This is a genomic window from Amycolatopsis thermalba (genome assembly GCF_023376025.1).
GTDB lineage: Bacteria > Actinomycetota > Actinomycetes > Mycobacteriales > Pseudonocardiaceae > Amycolatopsis_E > Amycolatopsis_E thermalba.
The window spans coordinates 965,118-980,538 of sequence record NZ_CP091196.1; the positions used below are offsets into that span (position 1 = coordinate 965,118).

A 15,421-nucleotide genomic window follows, 5' to 3' on the forward strand; every position below is an offset into this window, starting at 1 on the left:
CGAACGGTACGGCGTGCTCGCGCCGATCAATAGGAGAAAGACACGATGACCCCCGCGCGGACAACCGCTGGGCGCGTCGCCTTCGTGGGCTCCGGCCCCGGCGACGCCGGACTGCTGACCGTACGTGCCCAGGAGCTCCTGGCGAAGGCCGAGGTCGTGGTGACCGACCCGGACGTGCCCGCCGGCGTGCTCGCGGGCGCCAGCGCGGACGCCGAGGTCCGGCCCGCCGTCGGCGAGCCGGCCGAGGTCGCGAAGGACCTCGCCAACGAGGCCAAGGGCGGACGGCTGGTGCTGCGCCTGTCCAGCGGTGACCCGCTGACCAGCGCCGCCGCCGTCGCCGAGGTGCAGGCCGTGGCGAAGACCAGCGCGGTCTTCGAGGTCGTCCCCGGCATCACGCCGGGCTCGGCCGTGCCCGCCTACGCCGGCATCGCGCTCGGCGGCAGCTACACCGACGTGGACGTCCGCGGTGACGTGGACTGGGCGAAGGTGGCCGCGGCGCCGGGCCCGATCGTGCTGCACGCGACGTCCGGCCAGCTGGCCGAGGCCGCGGGCGCGCTGACCGAGCACGGCCTGGCCGGCACCACCCCGGTCGCCGTGACCGCCAACGGCACGATCAACACCCAGCGCACGGTCGACACCACGCTGGCGAGCCTGTCGCAGGACGCCGGTGAGCTGGTCGGACCGCTCGTGGTGACCGTCGGTGAGCAGGCCGGGCAGCGGTCGAAGCTGTCCTGGTGGGAGTCGCGTGCCCTGTACGGCTGGAAGGTCCTGGTGCCGCGCACCAAGGAGCAGGCCGGCGAGATGGCCGAGCGGCTGCGCATCCACGGCGCCACCTCGCACGAGGTGCCGACCATCTCGGTCGAGCCGCCGCGCAGCCCCGCGCAGATGGAGCGCGCGGTCAAGGGCCTGGTCGACGGCCGCTACCAGTGGATCGTGTTCACCTCGGCCAACGCGGTGAAGGCGGTGTGGGAGAAGTTCGAGGAGTTCGGCCTCGACGCCCGCGCCTTCTCCGGCGTGAAGATCGCCTGCGTCGGCGAGGCCACCGCGGCGCGCGTGCGGGCGTTCGGCATCAACCCGGAGATGATCCCGCAGGGCGAGCAGTCCAGCGAGGGTCTGCTGGCCGAGTTCCCGCCGTACGACGACGTGCTGGACCCGGTGAACCGCGTGCTGCTGCCGCGGGCCGACATCGCCACCGAGACCCTGTCCGCGGGCCTGGTGGACCGCGGCTGGGAGGTCGACGACGTGACGGCCTACCGGACCGTCCGGGCCGCGCCGCCGCCGGCCGAGACGCGCGAGATGATCAAGACCGGCGGGTTCGACGCGGTGTGCTTCACCTCGTCCTCGACGGTGCGGAACCTGGTCGGCATCGCCGGGAAGCCGCACACGCGCACGCTGGTGGCGTGCATCGGGCCGAAGACCGCGGAGACCGCGGTGGAGTTCGGCCTGCGGGTGGACGTGCAGCCGGAGGTGGCCGACGTGCCGCACCTGGTCGACGCGCTGGCCGCGCACGCCGCGAAGCTGCGCGCGGAGGGCGCCCTGCCGCCGCCCCGGAAGGCGAAGCGCACGCGGCGTTCTTCCTGATTCCACCGGCTCGGGGCCGTCTGTGAGATCTCACGGGCGGCCCCGAGCCGTGTCCGGGGCCGGAGTACCGTCGGTGGCGTGTTTCCCGAGCATCGTCCCCGCCGGTTGCGTAGCACGGCGGCGCTGCGGCGCCTCGTCAGCGAGACCACCCTCCGGCCGCGCCAGCTGATCCTGCCCATGTTCGTCGCGGAAGGGGCCGACCAGCCCCGGCCCATCGCGAGCATGCCGGGCGTCGTCCAGCACACGCGGGACTCGCTGCGCAAGGCGGCCGTCGAGGCGGTGGGGGCCGGCGTCGGCGGGCTCATGCTGTTCGGCATCCCGGCGCACCGGGACGCCACCGGCTCCGGCGGGATCGACGAGAACGGCATCCTCAACGTCGCCCTGCGTGATCTGCGTTCCGAACTCGGCGACTCGACCGTCCTGATGGCCGACACCTGCCTCGACGAGTTCACCGACCACGGCCACTGCGGCGTCCTCGACGACAGCGGCGCCGTGGACAACGACGCCACCCTGGAGCTGTACGCGGAGATGGCCGTCGCCCAGGCCGAAGCCGGGGCGCACCTAGTCGGGCCGAGCGGCATGATGGACGGCCAGGTCGGCGTCATCCGCCGGGCCCTCGACGAAGCCGGCCACACCGGCACCGGCATCCTCGCCTACTCCGCCAAGTACGCCAGCGCGTTCTACGGCCCGTTCCGCGAGGCGGTGGACTCCCAGCTCAAGGGCGACCGCAAGACCTACCAGCAGGACCCGGGCAACGCCCGCGAGGCGCTGCGCGAGATCGAGCTGGACGTCGAAGAGGGCGCCGACGCCATCATGATCAAGCCGGCACTGTCCTACCTGGACGTCCTCCGCCAGGCGGCCGACGCCTCCCCGGTCCCGGTCGCCGCGTACAACATCTCCGGCGAGTACGCGATGGTCGAGGCGGCCGCGGCGAACGGCTGGCTGGAGCGCGAGCGCACCATCCTCGAGGTGCTGACCTCGATCCGCCGGGCGGGCGCGGACATGATCCTGACCTACTGGGCCACGGAGGCGGCGGCCTGGCTCGACTGAGCCCAGCACCGCCCGCACCGGAGCCGCTGGCGCGGCGCAGTAGCCCACCCGCCAGCCCACCACCGCCCTCAACGGAGCCGCTGGCGCGGCACAGTAGTCTCTGTGGCGTGACCGCAGGGAACGAATCGGACGACGAGCGCCGCGCCCAGGGCCTGCCCCCGGCGCCGAGCCTGCCGGGCGACGAGGTCGAACGGCCCGATCCGCCGAAGCCGGTGCAGGTGTCGTTCTGGTTCTGGGTCGCCTCGGCGGTGGTCCTGGTGATCGCCTACCTGGTCGTGTTCCTGTCGCGGCAACAGGTGATCGACGTCCTGGTGAAGGCCAACACCGACCCGCAGATCACCCCGGACAAGATCTCCTCCGGCACCACCGTGTTGTTCGCGATGCTGCTGGTCGGCTCGGTGTCGTTCGCGGCCTTCTTCGTGTTGTTCGCCTGGAAGGCGCGGCAGGGCACCCGCTCCGCCCGCACCGTCCTGACCGTCCTGGTGGCCATCACCCTGGTCTTCCAGTTCGTGATGCAGGCCTACACCGGCATTTCGCTGATCGCGACGCTGCTCTGCCTGGTCGCGCTCGTGTTGATGTACATCCCGTCGGTGCAGCCGTACTTCCCGAAGGTCGGCCGCCGGTAGCGTGACCCGGTACCTGGAGCGCGGAGCGAGCTGGACGGCCCTCGCCTACGGGCCCGGCTTCGCCCTGCTCGGGTTCCTGGCCGAGCTGCTCACCGGCGCCACGCACACCGTCGCGTGGGTGATCGTCGGCCTCGGCCTGGCCGCGATCACCGCGCCCTGGGTGTACGCGCGGCGCCGGTTCCTCACCGTCCAGGTCACCGACGACGCGCTGTGGCAGGGCCGCGAGCGGGTGCCGCTGACGGACATCGCCGAGGTCACCGACGTCGGCGCGCCGGCCGGGGCGCGCGTCCTCGGCGGCGGCTGGACCACCCCGAACAAGTACGAGGCGCTGCCCATCCGGCTCGCCGACGACACGGTCGTCCTCGCCTGGGCCAAGGACGTCGAGGCGCTGCGGACCGCGCTGCGCGACGCGCGGGCGGCATGAGAGGCTGCTCACGTGACTGAACAGCCCCGCCTGAACCAGCCCGTGCGCGCGGTCGTCGCGCTGGCCGAGGTGCTGCTGGCGGCCGTGGCCGTGTGGGGCGCGTTCCAGTTGTGGCCGCACGGCGTGCACACCGTGGCGGTGACGCTCACCGACGGCACCGTCCTGACCAGCACGCGCTGGATCGGCAGCTGGATGGCCGGCGCGATCGGCCTCGGCGTGGTCGCCGGGATCCTGCTGGCCGACGCCGTGCGCGAGATCCTGCTCGCGACGCGGGTCAAGCGCCGCCGCAAGAGCCGCGAAGGCGGCGGCGACGGGGATGACTTCGGCTACTTCGCCGGACACCTGAACCAGGCCTGACGAGGCTTTTGCAAGACTGGGGTCTGTGACGCAAGAAGTCGACAAGTCCAGGGCATGGTTCGACCGCGCCGCCGCGGTGACCCCCGGCGGCGTGAACTCCCCGGTGCGGGCGTTCAACTCGGTGGGCGGCACGCCGCGGTTCATGGTGCGCGGCGAGGGCCCGTACCTGTGGGACGCCGACGGCAACCGCTACGTGGACCTGGTGTCCTCCTGGGGTCCGATGATCCTCGGGCACGCGCACCCGGCGGTCGTCGAAGCCGCGCGGGAGGCCGCGAGCTCGGGCCTGTCGTTCGGCACGCCGACCATCGGTGAGGTCGAGCTGGCCGAGGAGATCATCGACCGGGTCGACCCGGTGCACCAGGTGCGGTTGGTCAACTCCGGCACCGAGGCGACGATGAGCGCGATCCGGCTGGCCCGCGGGTTCACCGGCCGCAGCAAGATCGTCAAGTTCGCCGGCTGCTACCACGGGCACGTCGACGCGCTGCTCGCCCAGGCCGGGTCCGGCGTCGCCACGCTCGGCCTGCCGACCTCGCCCGGCGTGACCGGCGCGCAGGCCGCGGACACGATCGTGCTGCCCTACAACGACATCGAGGCCGTGCGGCAGTCCTTCGCGGACAACCCGGACTCGATCGCCGCGATCATCACCGAGGCCGCCGCCGGCAACATGGGTGCCGTCGCGCCCGGCCCGGACTTCAACGCCCAGCTGCGCGACCTCGCGCACGAGCACGGCGCGCTGCTGATCATGGACGAGGTCATGACCGGTTTCCGGGTGTCCCGGTCCGGCTGGTTCGGCATCGAGGGCGTGCCCGGCGACCTCTACACGTTCGGCAAGGTCATGTCCGGCGGGCTGCCCGCCGCGGCGTTCGGCGGCCGCTCGGACGTGATGGCGCGGCTCGCGCCGACCGGCCCGGTCTACCAGGCCGGCACGCTGTCGGGGAACCCGGTCGCGGTGGCCGCCGGCCTGGCGGCCCTGCGCGCGGCCGACGACGAGGTGTACCGCCGCCTCGACGCCAACTCGCAGCGCCTGGGCGCGTTGTTCACCGAGGCCCTGAACAAGGCGGGCGTGCCGCACCACGTGGCTTACGCCGGGAACCTGCTCAGCGTGTTCTTCCGCGAGGAGCCGGTGCGCAACTACCACGACGCCACCAGCTCGGACACCTGGCGTTTCCCGCCGTTCTTCCACGCCCTGCTGGAGCGCGGCGTGTACGGCCCGCCGAGCGCGTACGAGGCGTGGTTCGTCAACTCCGTGATGGACGACGCGGCGTTCGAGGTCATCGAGGCCGCGCTGCCGGCGGCCGCCAAGGCCGCGGCGGAGGCGCGACAGTGACGACCATCGTGCACCTGCTGCGGCACGGGGAAGTGCACAACCCGGACGGGATCCTCTACGGTCGCCTCCCCGGCTTCCACCTGTCCGAACGCGGCCGCCGCCAGGCCCTCACCGTCGCCGAGGCGGTCGCCACCCACGACATCGCCTACGTCGTCTCCTCGCCGCTGCAGCGCGCGCAGGAGACGGCGGCGCCGATCGCCGCGGCCCACCGGCTCGACGTGCAGACCGACGAGCGGCTGATCGAGGCGGGCAACGCGTTCGAGGGGCAGAAGGTCGCTGTCGGCGACGGCGCGCTGCGCCAGCCGCGGCACTGGCCGAAGCTGCGCAACCCGTTCGTGCCGTCGTGGGGCGAGCCGTACGTGGAGATCGCGCACCGGATGCTCGGCGCGGTCCTGCGGGCCCGCTCGAAGGCCGAGGGGCACGAGGCGTTGTGCGTGTCGCACCAGCTGCCGATCTGGACGCTGCGCCGGTTCCTCGAGGCCAAGCCGCTGTGGCACGACCCGCGCCGCCGCCAGTGCTCGCTCGCGTCGCTGACCAGCCTGGTCTTCCAGGGCGAGGAGCTGGTGAAGATCGTCTACAGCGAACCGGCCGGCGCCACCGACCCGAAGGTGACCGGAGCATGAAGCGGATCCTCGCGGCCGTCCTGGCGAGCGTGTTCGTGCTCGCCGGGTGCAGCACGGGCAACGACGCGGTGTCGCAGGGCAGCAACTTCGAGTTCGTCGCGCCCGGCGGCAAGACCGACATCCTCTACGAGGGCGCCGACCGGCAGCCGATCCCGAACCTGTCCGGCGAGGACCTGATGACCGAGGGCAAGACCATCTCGGTCGCGGACTACGCCGGCCAGGTCGTGGTGATCAACATCTGGGGCCAGTGGTGCGCGCCGTGCCGCACCGAGGCGCCCGAGCTGGAGAAGCTCTACCTGGCGCACCAGGACAAGGGCGTGCAGGTCCTCGGCCTCGACGTCCGCGACGACGACCGCTCGGCGCCGCAGGACTTCGTGCGCAACCGGCAGCTGACCTACCCGTCCATCTACGACCCGCCGGGCCGCAGCCTGCTCCAGCTGTCCGGCTACCCGCGCAACGTCGTGCCGTCCACGATCATCCTGGACAAGCAGCAGCGGGTGGCCGCGGTCTACCTGCGGTCGATCCTGGCAAGCGACATCGAGCCGGTGGTTCAGCGGCTCGCCGCCGAGTAGCCGGAACGCAGGAAGACGCCGCAGGCCAGCGCGCCGCCGAATACCAGCAGCGCCGTGCCCACGACCGACGGCGGGTACGGCGTCGCGAGGTGGTGCGACACCCGCGCCCACTGGTGGATCGCCACGGCGGCGGCCGCGGCGGACAGCGTGAGGGCGGTCGCGCCGAGCACCGCGCCCCACGGCCCGGCGTCGCGCAGGACGATCACCAGCACCGCGATCAGGCCGGCCACCTGGACCAGCGGCAGGTTCACCACCTCGGGCCGGGCCGGCAACCAGTCCAGCAGCAGCACCAGTCCGGCCGAGCCGAGCACACCGCCCGCGGCCGGCAGCACCCCCGTCGACCAGTGGAAGCGCAGCGCCAGCCACGGTGCCGCGGCGACGAGCGCGCAGCAGAGCAGGAACGCGTAGGAGGCGGGACGGCTCAGGTCGACGCGGGTGATTTCCCACACCAGCGGCGCCCCGGTCAGCACGGACAGCAACGCGTGGACACGCAGCGGAATCGTCATGGCTGAAAAGGTATGGTGCGGACCACGGGGCCGGCTTCGGTCGAAGGGCTCGCCGTCCTCGGCCGATCGGCCGACCCCATCCCGGTGAACTCACACCGAACTCACTGCTTACCCTCGAACCGTGAACTCCGTGACCGAGCTGGCGACCTCCGGGCCGCTGCTGCTCGCCGCCGGGGTCGCCCTGCTCGCGGGTGCCATCTCGTTCGCCTCGCCCTGCGTCGTCCCGCTCGTGCCGGGTTACCTCGCCTACCTCGCCGCGCTGGTCGGCGCCGACGCCCCGGCCGTGACCGCGGACGAGGACCGCAAGAAGGGCCGCTACGCGGTCGTCGGCGCGGCCGCCCTGTTCGTGCTCGGGTTCACCGTCGTGTTCGCCGCGGGGGTGGGCAGCCTGGTGTGGCTCGCCGACGCGCTGCTGGTCAACCAGGACCTGCTGCAGCGCGTCGGCGGCGTGGTCACCATCGCGATGGCCCTGGTCTTCCTCGGTCTCATCCCGGCGCTGCAGCGCGACGTCCGGTCGCACCGCGTGCCGCGCGGCGGTCTGCTCGGCGCGCCGCTGCTGGGCGCGGTGTTCGGGCTCGGCTGGACGCCGTGCATCGGCCCGACGCTGTCCGGCGTGCTCGCGCTGGCCGCGGGCACCGGCTCCAGCGGCGCCCGCGGGTTCCTGCTGGTCCTGGTCTACTGCCTCGGCCTGGGCCTGCCGTTCCTGCTCATCGCGTTCGGCGCGCGCTGGGCCGTGCGCGCCACCGACTGGCTGCGCCGCAACGGCCGCCGCGTCCAGATCTTCGGCGGTGTGCTGCTGCTCGTCGTCGGTGTCCTGCTGGTCACCGGCCTGTGGGGCGAGCTGGTCAGCTGGCTGCGGGACGCCTTCGTCACGGACACGGTGCTGCCGCTGTGACCGCCACCGAAGCGCCCCCGGACCCCAAGCCCTACCGCAACTCGCCCGCCCAGCGCGTGCTGGCGTTCCTGCGCAACACCTGGCGCGGGCTCACCGCGATGCGCACCGCGCTGATCCTGCTGTTCCTGCTCGCGCTCGCCGCGCTGCCCGGCGCCCTGCTGCCGCAGCGCACGCTCAACGCCCCGAAGACCGAGCAGTACATCGCCGACCACGGCTGGTGGGGCACGCTGCTGGACCGCCTGCAGTTCTTCGACGTCTACTCCAGCGTCTGGTTCTCGGCGATCTACCTGCTGCTGATGATCTCGCTGGTCGGCTGCCTGCTGCCGCGCAGCGTCGAGTACTTCCGGTCGATGCGCGCCAAGCCGGTGCTCACCCCGCGCAACCTGGCCCGGCTGCCGCACTTCGCCAAGGCCACCACCCCGCGCGACCCCGACGAGGTACTGGCCGCCGCTCGCGCCCGGCTCAAGGGCTGGCGCGCCGTCGAGCGCGCGGAGGACGACGGCGCCCGCACGATCAGCGCCGAGCGCGGCTACCTCCGCGAGACCGGCAACCTGGTCTTCCACTTCGGGATGCTCGGGCTGATCATCGCGTTCGCGCTGGGCAAGATGTACACCTACGAGGGCCAGGTGATCGTCCAGGCCAACGGGTCCCAGTTCTGCAACTCCGGGATCTACGCCTACGACTCGTTCACCCCCGGGCTGCGGGTCGACGGCACCGACCTCAACCCGTTCTGCGTCAAGGTCAACGACTTCAGCGCCGAGTTCACCGAGGCCGGCCAGCCCATCCAGTACAGGTCGAACGTCCAGTACCAGGCGGGCGCGGACCTGGAGACCGGCACCTGGCGCAACTACCTGCTCGAGGTCAACTCGCCGCTGCGGCTGGCCGGCGACCGCGTCTACCTGCTCGGCAACGGCTACTCGCCGATCTTCACGATCACCTGGCCGGACGGCACGACCCGCACGCAGGCGACGCAGTGGCGCCCGACCGACGGCACCGCGACGCTGAACGAGGGTGCGACCAAGTTCGACCCGCCCAACATCACCGACCCGTTCGAGCGGCGCACCAAGCAGCTCGCGATCACCGGCCTGTTCGCGCCGGACGGGCTGCTGCACGGCGGCGTGCTGACCGGCGGCGGGCCGGAGCTGACCAACCCGATGGTCGCGGTCGACGTGATGCGCGGCGACCTCGGCCTGGACTCCGGGCAGAGCCAGTCGATCTTCTCCATCGACCAGTCCATGGTGGACGACGGCCGCCTCACCCGGGTCGCCCGCTCGAACCTGAACGTCGGCCAGTCGGTCACCCTGGACGACGGCACCGTGGTGCGGTTCGACGGGGTGCAGCGCTTCGTGTCGCTGCAGATCTCGCACGACCCGACCCAGACGTACGTGCTCGGGTTCGCCGTCGTCATGTTCGTCGGCCTCGGGTTGTCGTTGCTGATCAAACGCCGCAGGCTGTGGGTGCGGGTCGTCCCGGGCGGCGAGGCCGGGACGGGTACCGTGGTCGAGGTGGGCGGGCTCGCCCGCACCGACCAGGCGGGCTACGGCGAGGAGTTCACCCGGATCGCGGACGAGCTGCTCACAGGCAAACGGAGGTAAGTGGCAATGCCGGGCGCTGCTGTTAATGAGACGTTGTCCCAGTACAGCGACTGGTCCTACACGACAGCGACGGCCATCTACGTACTGGCGCTGGTCTTCTTCCTCATCGAACAGTCCTTCGGCGCCAAGGGGCGCCGCGCGGCCGAGCGCACCCGGGAGCGGGCGCGCGAACTGGTCGGGGCCGGCGGCCCAGGCACCAGCGAGACCGTCACCCCTCCGGCTGAAACTCCGGCGGACCGGGCCGCCCGTGGCCGCGCCGAGCGCATCGGCCGGATGGGTGCCGCGCTGACCGTCCTGGGCGTGCTGCTGCACCTGGCCGCGCTGGTGCTGCGTGGTCTGGCGACGCACCGCGTGCCGTGGGGCAACATGTACGAATACATCATGGCGGTGACGTTCATCGCCGTGGTGACCTGGCTCGTGGTGATCCGCAAGTTCCCGGCCCGCCACCTGTCCGGCTTCCTGCTGCTGCCGGTGGTCATCCTGATGTTCGTCGGCGGCACGATGCTCTACACCGTGGCCGCGCCGGTCCAGCCCGCGCTGCAGTCGTACTGGCTGATCATCCACGTGTCCGCGGCGGCCGCGTCGTCCGGCATCTTCCTGGTGCCCGGCGTCGCCAGCATCCTCTACCTGATCCGCACCGCGCACGAGCGCAACCCGAAGCGCTTCGCCCGGTTCGGGTCGCGACTGCCCGCCGCCGACGTGCTCGACCGCATCGCCTACCGCACCACCGTGTTCGCGTTCCCGCTGTTCACCTTCGGTGTGCTGTGCGGCGCCGTGTGGGCCGAGGCCGCGTGGGGCCGGTTCTGGGGCTGGGACCCGAAGGAGACCACCGCGTTCATCGCGTGGGTCGTCTACGCCGCCTACCTGCACTCGCGGGCCACGGCGGGCTGGCGCGGCACCCGCGCCGCGGTCATCAACACCCTCGGGTTCGCAGTGACGGTGTTCAACCTGTTCTTCGTCAACCTCGTCACCACGGGCCTGCATTCCTACGCCGGGGTCGGCTGATGACCGAGCCGCGCGAACCCGAGTCCTACTTCTCCGACGAACGAACCGACTCCACCTCGCACCCGGCTCCTCCACCGCCGCGGCACCAGCAGCCCGGCTACGACCCGAACCTGCCCCCGCTGCACCAGCAGTACGGGCAGCCGCAGTACCCGTACCCGCCGTTGCCGCAGCCGTCCCGGCCGCGTCACGCCGCGCCCGAGCGCCCCGTGCGGCCGCCGAAGCGCGTGCCCCAGTCGGGCTGGCGCAAGGCGGTCTACCTGGCCTCCGGCAAGCTGATCAACCCGGGGGAGAGCCCGCTGGAGCAGCGGCAGCGTGAGCTGGTCGCGCGGGTGAACCAGCCGCTGCGCGGGTGCTTCCGGATCGCGATGCTGAGCCTCAAGGGCGGCGTCGGCAAGACCACGATCACCACCACGCTCGGCTCGACGTTCGCCGCGCTGCGCGGCGACCGGGTGATCGCGGTGGACGCGAACCCGGACCGCGGCACGCTGTCGCAGAAGATCCCGATCGAGACCACGGCGACGGTGCGCCACCTGCTGCGGGACGCGGACAAGATCACCCGCTACAGCGATGTCCGCGCCTACACCTCACAGGGGTCGAGCCGGCTGGAGATCCTCGCCAGCGAGCAGGACCCGGCGGTGTCGGAGGCGTTCTCCGAAAGCGACTACCTGCGCACGGTCAACCTGCTGGAGCACTTCTACAACATCGTGCTCACCGACTGCGGCACCGGCCTGATGCACTCGGCGATGAAGGGCGTGCTGGACGCGGCCGACGCGCTGGTGGTGGTGTCGTCCGGGTCGGTGGACGGATCGCGCAGCGCGTCGGCGACCCTGGACTGGCTGGATGCCCACGGCTACGGTGACCTGGTGAAACGGTCGGTGACCGTGATCAACTCGGTGCGCCCGAAGGCCGGTTCGGTGGACTTGGACAAGCTGGCCGCGCACTTCGCGGCCCGGACCAGGGCGGTGTGCCGGATCCCGTTCGACCCGCACCTGGAAGAGGGTGCGGAGATCGAGCTGGAGCGCCTGACGCCGGAGACGCGCATGGCGCTGCTGGAGCTGGCGGCCACCATGGCGGACGCCTTCCCCGGTAAACGCTAGGTCAGTCGTCCTCGGACTTCGGCGGCTTCCGCTCGCCGAGCTTGCGCAGGAACTCGGGGTCGTCGTCCGGCGCGACGGTCGCCCGCGAGGACACCCCGACGTGCTCGGGGCCGAAGGCCCGCCACAACAGGACAGCGATGGTGAGCGCGCCGATCGCTGCGAGCAGGTAGATCATCCCCGCTCCCTTCCGAGTGCGTTGGCGGAACTGCTGTACCGAGGGTAACCCCTCCGGCGTGAGTTCCGGATGACGCGCCCGGGCCCCGCGGGTCCGGCTGGGCCGGTCCGCGGGGTTTTCGCCACGTGGTCAGACGCGAGCCGGCTCGTTCGCGTCCGTGGTGAGCTCGGCCAGCAGGGCGTTGACCTCGGACTCCCGGAACCGCCGGTGCCCACCGGGGGTGCGGATCGAGCCGATGCGGCCCGCGGTCGCCCACCGGGTCACGGTCTTCGGGTCCACCCGGAACAACGCGGCGACTTCGCCGGGCGTCAGCAGGCGCCCTCCCGTGCTAGCGGTCATTTTCCGCCTCCTTCACGACCAAACTGCTAAACCGGAGGTCGAAGCCCCGGTTCGATCAACACGGCAATCGTGGCATCTCACCCGTCAGGTACTCGAACGGTTGTCAATAAGTAAAGGGGTAGTAATGGACAAAACGCCCAGCTCGTGTGCGTGGAGCAACAGCGCAGGCAGCGGTCGCGGGCGTTCGGTAAAGGCCGCCTAGGCTGGCTTCCGTGGATGCCCTGGACCGCAAGATCATCGCCGCGTTGCGCATGAACGGCCGTGCCACCTACGCGGAGCTGGGCAGAACCGTCGGGCTGTCCGCGTCCTCGGTGCACGAGCGCGTCGGCAAGCTCGAAGCCGCCGGCGTGATCACCGGCTACCACGCGACGGTCAACCCGAGCACCGTCGGACTGGGCGTGACCGCGCTGGTCGGCATCCAGCCCACCGACACCGCCGACGACAACGACGTGGCCGAGGAGCTGGGCAAACTGCCCGAGGTGGAGAGCTGCTACGCGGTCGCCGGGGACGAGGCGTTCGTGGTGAAGGTCCGGGTGCCGACGGTCGACGAGCTGGAGCACACGCTGGGCAGGCTGCGGCGGATCGGCGGGGTGGCGCGCACGCGGACCACGGTGGTGCTGTCCACGCGGTTCGAGGGGCGGCCGAACAACACGGTGCTCGAAGATCCGCCCGTGACCGGCGCGTAGGCTCCTCAGACGTGAGCGAGACCCGTACTCATCTGGGCCGTGACCTGACGCTTTACCTGCTCGCGCGGTTCGGGCTGATCGTCGTCGTGGCGGCTGTGCTCGTCCTGGTGAAGGTGCCGCTGCTGGTCGCCGTCGCCGTCGGCGTGGTGGTCGGCCTGCCGGTCGGGCTGCTGGTGTTCCGCAAGCTGAACGCGCGGGTGACCGCGGGCCTGGCGGCGCGCAACGAGCACCGGGCGCGGGAGCGGGCGAAGCTGCGGGCCCAGCTGAGGGGCGAGGATGCCGCCGACGAATAGGGCGTGGGTGCGCGAAGCGATCCGCCTCATCGAGGCCGACGCCAACCGCAGCGCCGACACGCACCTGCACTGCTTCCCGCTGCCGCCCGAATGGGGCGTGGACCTGTACCTGAAGGACGAGTCGGTGCACCCGACCGGCTCGCTCAAGCACCGGCTGGCCCGGTCGCTGCTGCTGTACGCGCTGGTCAACGGCCAGATCGGGCCGGACACCACGTTGATCGAGGCGTCCAGCGGCTCGACCGCGGTGTCCGAGGCGTACTTCGCGCGGATGCTCGGGCTGGACTTCGTGACGGTGGTGCCGCGCAAGACCAGCCGGGAGAAGATCGAGCTGATCGAGTTCTACGGCGGCCGGTGCCACTTCGTGGACGTCCCGTCCGCGATGTACAGCGAGGCCGAGCGGCTGGCCGCGGAGTGCGGCGGGCACTACCTCGATCAGTTCACCTACGCCGAGCGGGCCACGGACTGGCGCGGCAACAACAACATCGCGGAGTCGGTGTTCGCCCAGATGCGCGCCGAACGGCACCCGGTCCCGTCGTGGATCGTGGTCGGGGCGGGCACGGGCGGCACGAGCGCGACGTTCGGCCGGTACGTGCGCTACCGGCGGCACACCACGAAGATCGCGGTGGCCGACCCGGAGAACTCGTCGTTCTACGGCGCGTGGGAAACGGGCGCCCTGGACTACGCCACGGGGATGCCGTCACGCATCGAAGGCATCGGACGGCCGCGGGTGGAGCCGAGTTTCGTGCCGACGGTCATCGACCACATGATCCAGGTCCCGGACGCGGCGTCGATGGCGGCGATCAGGTTGTTGCGGGAGCGCACGGGCCACTGGGCGGGCGGCTCGACGGGCACGGCGCTGTACGCGGCGTTCGAGATCATCGCGGGCATGCTCGAGGCGGGCCAGGTGGGCAGCGTGGTAACCCTCATCTGCGATGGCGGGGAGCGCTACGCACACACCTACTACAACGACGAGTGGATCGCCGAGCAAGGCTTCGACCTGGCCCCGCACACAGCCCGGATGGAACGGTTCCTGGCCAGCGGCAAGTGGACCAACTGACCGCAGAACTCGCCCACAGGAGCGCAGAACTCGCCCACAGGAGCGTGGGACTCGCGTGCGGCCGCGAGTCCCACGTTCATGGCCGCGAGTCCCACGTTCATGGCCGCGAATCCCACGTTCAGGGGCGTGAGTTCCACGCTTGGGCGTGGCGCTGGGCGGCTAGGAGAGTCCCAGCCCCAGGGCGGTCAGCACCGACCACGCCAGCATCGCCAGGCCGGTGTCCTTCAGCACCGGGATCAGCCCCGGCCCCGTGCCCCCACTGATGATCGCCCGCACCGGGGTCCGCAGCAGCGGCGCCGTCACCAGCGCGATCAGCGGCCACGGGTGCCCGATCGCCAGCAACACCGTCACCACGTACGGCACCGCGATCAGCGTCAGGTAGAACCGCCGCGTCCCGGCGTCGCCCAGGCGGACGGCGAGCGTCACCTTCCCGGCCACCTTGTCGGTCGGGATGTCGCGCAGGTTGTTCGCCACCAGCACGGCCATCGAGAAGCACCCGACCGCCACCGCGGCCCCCAGCGCCTCCCAGCTGATCCGCCCGGCCTGCACGTACACCGTCCCCAGCACGGCGGCCAGGCCGAAGAAGATGAACACCGCGACCTCGCCGAGCCCCGCGTACCCGTAGGGCTTGCGGCCGCCGGTGTAGAACCAGGCGCCGAGGATGCACGCGGCGCCCATCGCGAGCAACCACCACCGCCCGGTGACCGCCACCAGCACCAGCCCGAGCACCCCGGCCACGCCGAAGCTGGTCAGCGCGGCGGTCAGCACGAGTTTCGGCGCCGCGGCACCGGAGCCGACCAGGCGGAGCGGCCCGACCCGGTCGGTGTCCGTGCCGCGGATGCCGTCGGAGTAGTCGTTGGCGAAGTTGACGCCGATGATCAGCGCGAGCGCCACGAGGAGCGCGAGCAGCGATTGCCACCAGGTGAACGCCCCCAGCTGGATCGTCGCCCCCACGCCCGCCACCACCGGGGCCACCGCGTTCGGCAGCGTCCGCGGCCGGGCCCCCTCGATCCACTCCGTCACAGTCGCCATGACTGCATTCTGGTCGAGCGCGTCTACTCCCCGGCGACCGGTACGGACCAGGTGAGGGTGCCGGAGTCGGGCAGCGGCGGAGCGGCCGCGGCGGTGCCGGACACCGCGAGGACGGTGAATGCGGCTCCGACGGCCGCGACCAGGAGACGTTTCAGCGAGATCATTGGCTAACTGAAAGACG

Annotated in this window: 20 protein-coding genes; 15 read left to right on the top strand and 5 right to left on the bottom strand. The window is 71.6% G+C overall.

Annotated elements, in window-relative coordinates:
• Positions 1 to 45: 45 nt before the first annotated feature.
• The 8 genes from L1857_RS04855 to L1857_RS04890 all read left to right on the top strand — a co-directional run bounded on the left by L1857_RS04855 (position 46) and on the right by L1857_RS04890 (position 6,560).
• Positions 46 to 1,581: a bifunctional uroporphyrinogen-III C-methyltransferase/uroporphyrinogen-III synthase gene (locus tag L1857_RS04855; RefSeq protein ID WP_017986409.1), complete on the top strand. Its 1,536-nt coding sequence runs from the start codon at positions 46 to 48 to the stop codon at positions 1,579 to 1,581.
• Between the two features lie 78 nt (positions 1,582 to 1,659).
• The gene (hemB, locus tag L1857_RS04860) at positions 1,660 to 2,631 is read left to right on the top strand and encodes a porphobilinogen synthase (RefSeq protein WP_116111623.1); all 972 of its coding nucleotides are present in this window, start codon (positions 1,660 to 1,662) and stop codon (positions 2,629 to 2,631) included.
• 107 nt (positions 2,632 to 2,738) lie between these two features.
• Positions 2,739 to 3,257 (top strand): hypothetical protein, encoded by a 519-nt coding sequence (locus L1857_RS04865; RefSeq protein ID WP_116111624.1) that lies wholly within the window; start codon positions 2,739 to 2,741, stop codon positions 3,255 to 3,257.
• Position 3,258: 1 nt separating this feature from the next.
• Positions 3,259 to 3,681, top strand: coding sequence for a DUF3093 family protein (locus tag L1857_RS04870; protein ID WP_116111625.1), 423 nt, complete (start codon positions 3,259 to 3,261; stop codon positions 3,679 to 3,681).
• 12 nt (positions 3,682 to 3,693) lie between these two features.
• Positions 3,694 to 4,038, top strand: a complete 345-nt coding sequence (locus tag L1857_RS04875) for a hypothetical protein (protein ID WP_094003734.1) — start codon at positions 3,694 to 3,696, stop codon at positions 4,036 to 4,038.
• Positions 4,039 to 4,063: 25 nt separating this feature from the next.
• Complete coding sequence (gene hemL / locus L1857_RS04880) at positions 4,064 to 5,365, top strand: glutamate-1-semialdehyde 2,1-aminomutase (RefSeq protein ID WP_116111626.1); 1,302 nt, start codon at positions 4,064 to 4,066, stop codon at positions 5,363 to 5,365.
• Positions 5,362 to 5,988 (top strand): histidine phosphatase family protein, encoded by a 627-nt coding sequence (locus tag L1857_RS04885; protein ID WP_116111627.1) that lies wholly within the window; start codon positions 5,362 to 5,364, stop codon positions 5,986 to 5,988. Before hemL ends, L1857_RS04885 begins: the two co-directional genes overlap by 4 nt.
• Positions 5,985 to 6,560, top strand: a complete 576-nt coding sequence (locus L1857_RS04890) for a TlpA family protein disulfide reductase (protein WP_116111628.1) — start codon at positions 5,985 to 5,987, stop codon at positions 6,558 to 6,560. Before L1857_RS04885 ends, L1857_RS04890 begins: the two co-directional genes overlap by 4 nt.
• Here the strand turns inward: L1857_RS04890 and L1857_RS04895 are convergent.
• Entirely contained in the window at positions 6,539 to 7,066 is a 528-nt protein-coding gene (locus L1857_RS04895; RefSeq protein ID WP_116111629.1) for a hypothetical protein, read from the bottom strand. The two genes, L1857_RS04890 and L1857_RS04895, sit on opposite strands and share 22 nt — an antisense overlap.
• 121 nt (positions 7,067 to 7,187) lie before the next feature.
• Between L1857_RS04895 and L1857_RS04900 the strand changes: the two genes are divergently transcribed.
• From L1857_RS04900 to L1857_RS04915, 4 genes are read left to right on the top strand one after another with little or no spacing between them, the layout of a single operon-like run.
• Positions 7,188 to 7,961, top strand: a complete 774-nt coding sequence (locus L1857_RS04900; protein ID WP_094003739.1) for a cytochrome c biogenesis CcdA family protein — start codon at positions 7,188 to 7,190, stop codon at positions 7,959 to 7,961.
• The gene (gene resB / locus L1857_RS04905; RefSeq protein ID WP_116111631.1) at positions 7,958 to 9,556 is read left to right on the top strand and encodes a cytochrome c biogenesis protein ResB; all 1,599 of its coding nucleotides are present in this window, start codon (positions 7,958 to 7,960) and stop codon (positions 9,554 to 9,556) included. The genes L1857_RS04900 and resB overlap by 4 nt, the downstream gene beginning before the upstream one ends.
• Positions 9,557 to 9,562: 6 nt before the next feature.
• Positions 9,563 to 10,561, top strand: a complete 999-nt coding sequence (ccsB, locus tag L1857_RS04910) for a c-type cytochrome biogenesis protein CcsB (RefSeq protein WP_116111632.1) — start codon at positions 9,563 to 9,565, stop codon at positions 10,559 to 10,561.
• Positions 10,561 to 11,658, top strand: coding sequence for a MinD/ParA family ATP-binding protein (locus L1857_RS04915; protein ID WP_094003742.1), 1,098 nt, complete (start codon positions 10,561 to 10,563; stop codon positions 11,656 to 11,658). Before ccsB ends, L1857_RS04915 begins: the two co-directional genes overlap by 1 nt.
• A gap of 1 nt (position 11,659) precedes the next feature.
• Here the strand turns inward: L1857_RS04915 and L1857_RS04920 are convergent, their stop codons facing one another.
• Entirely contained in the window at positions 11,660 to 11,833 is a 174-nt protein-coding gene (locus L1857_RS04920) for a hypothetical protein (protein ID WP_094003743.1), read from the bottom strand.
• A 129-nt stretch (positions 11,834 to 11,962) separates the two neighbouring features.
• The gene (locus tag L1857_RS04925; protein ID WP_020417396.1) at positions 11,963 to 12,172 is read right to left on the bottom strand and encodes a BldC family transcriptional regulator; all 210 of its coding nucleotides are present in this window, start codon (positions 12,170 to 12,172) and stop codon (positions 11,963 to 11,965) included.
• 212 nt (positions 12,173 to 12,384) lie between these two features.
• On the opposite strand from L1857_RS04925, the gene L1857_RS04930 reads away from it, so the two are divergent.
• From L1857_RS04930 to cds1, 3 genes are read left to right on the top strand one after another with little or no spacing between them, the layout of a single operon-like run.
• Positions 12,385 to 12,858: an Lrp/AsnC family transcriptional regulator gene (locus L1857_RS04930; protein ID WP_094003744.1), complete on the top strand. Its 474-nt coding sequence runs from the start codon at positions 12,385 to 12,387 to the stop codon at positions 12,856 to 12,858.
• Between the two features lie 11 nt (positions 12,859 to 12,869).
• Positions 12,870 to 13,151 carry a DUF4229 domain-containing protein gene (locus L1857_RS04935; RefSeq protein ID WP_027932766.1) on the top strand — a complete coding sequence of 94 codons (282 nt, stop codon included), beginning with the start codon at positions 12,870 to 12,872 and terminating at the stop codon, positions 13,149 to 13,151.
• Positions 13,135 to 14,208, top strand: a complete 1,074-nt coding sequence (cds1, locus tag L1857_RS04940) for an L-cysteine desulfhydrase Cds1 (RefSeq protein WP_116111633.1) — start codon at positions 13,135 to 13,137, stop codon at positions 14,206 to 14,208. The genes L1857_RS04935 and cds1 overlap by 17 nt, the downstream gene beginning before the upstream one ends.
• Positions 14,209 to 14,367: 159 nt before the next feature.
• Here the strand turns inward: cds1 and L1857_RS04945 are convergent, their stop codons facing one another.
• The gene (locus tag L1857_RS04945; protein WP_094003746.1) at positions 14,368 to 15,240 is read right to left on the bottom strand and encodes a 1,4-dihydroxy-2-naphthoate polyprenyltransferase; all 873 of its coding nucleotides are present in this window, start codon (positions 15,238 to 15,240) and stop codon (positions 14,368 to 14,370) included.
• 23 nt (positions 15,241 to 15,263) lie between these two features.
• A complete protein-coding gene (locus L1857_RS04950) occupies positions 15,264 to 15,404 on the bottom strand; it encodes a hypothetical protein (RefSeq protein ID WP_167481475.1) in 141 nt (46 codons plus the stop codon).
• Positions 15,405 to 15,421 lie beyond the last annotated feature (17 nt).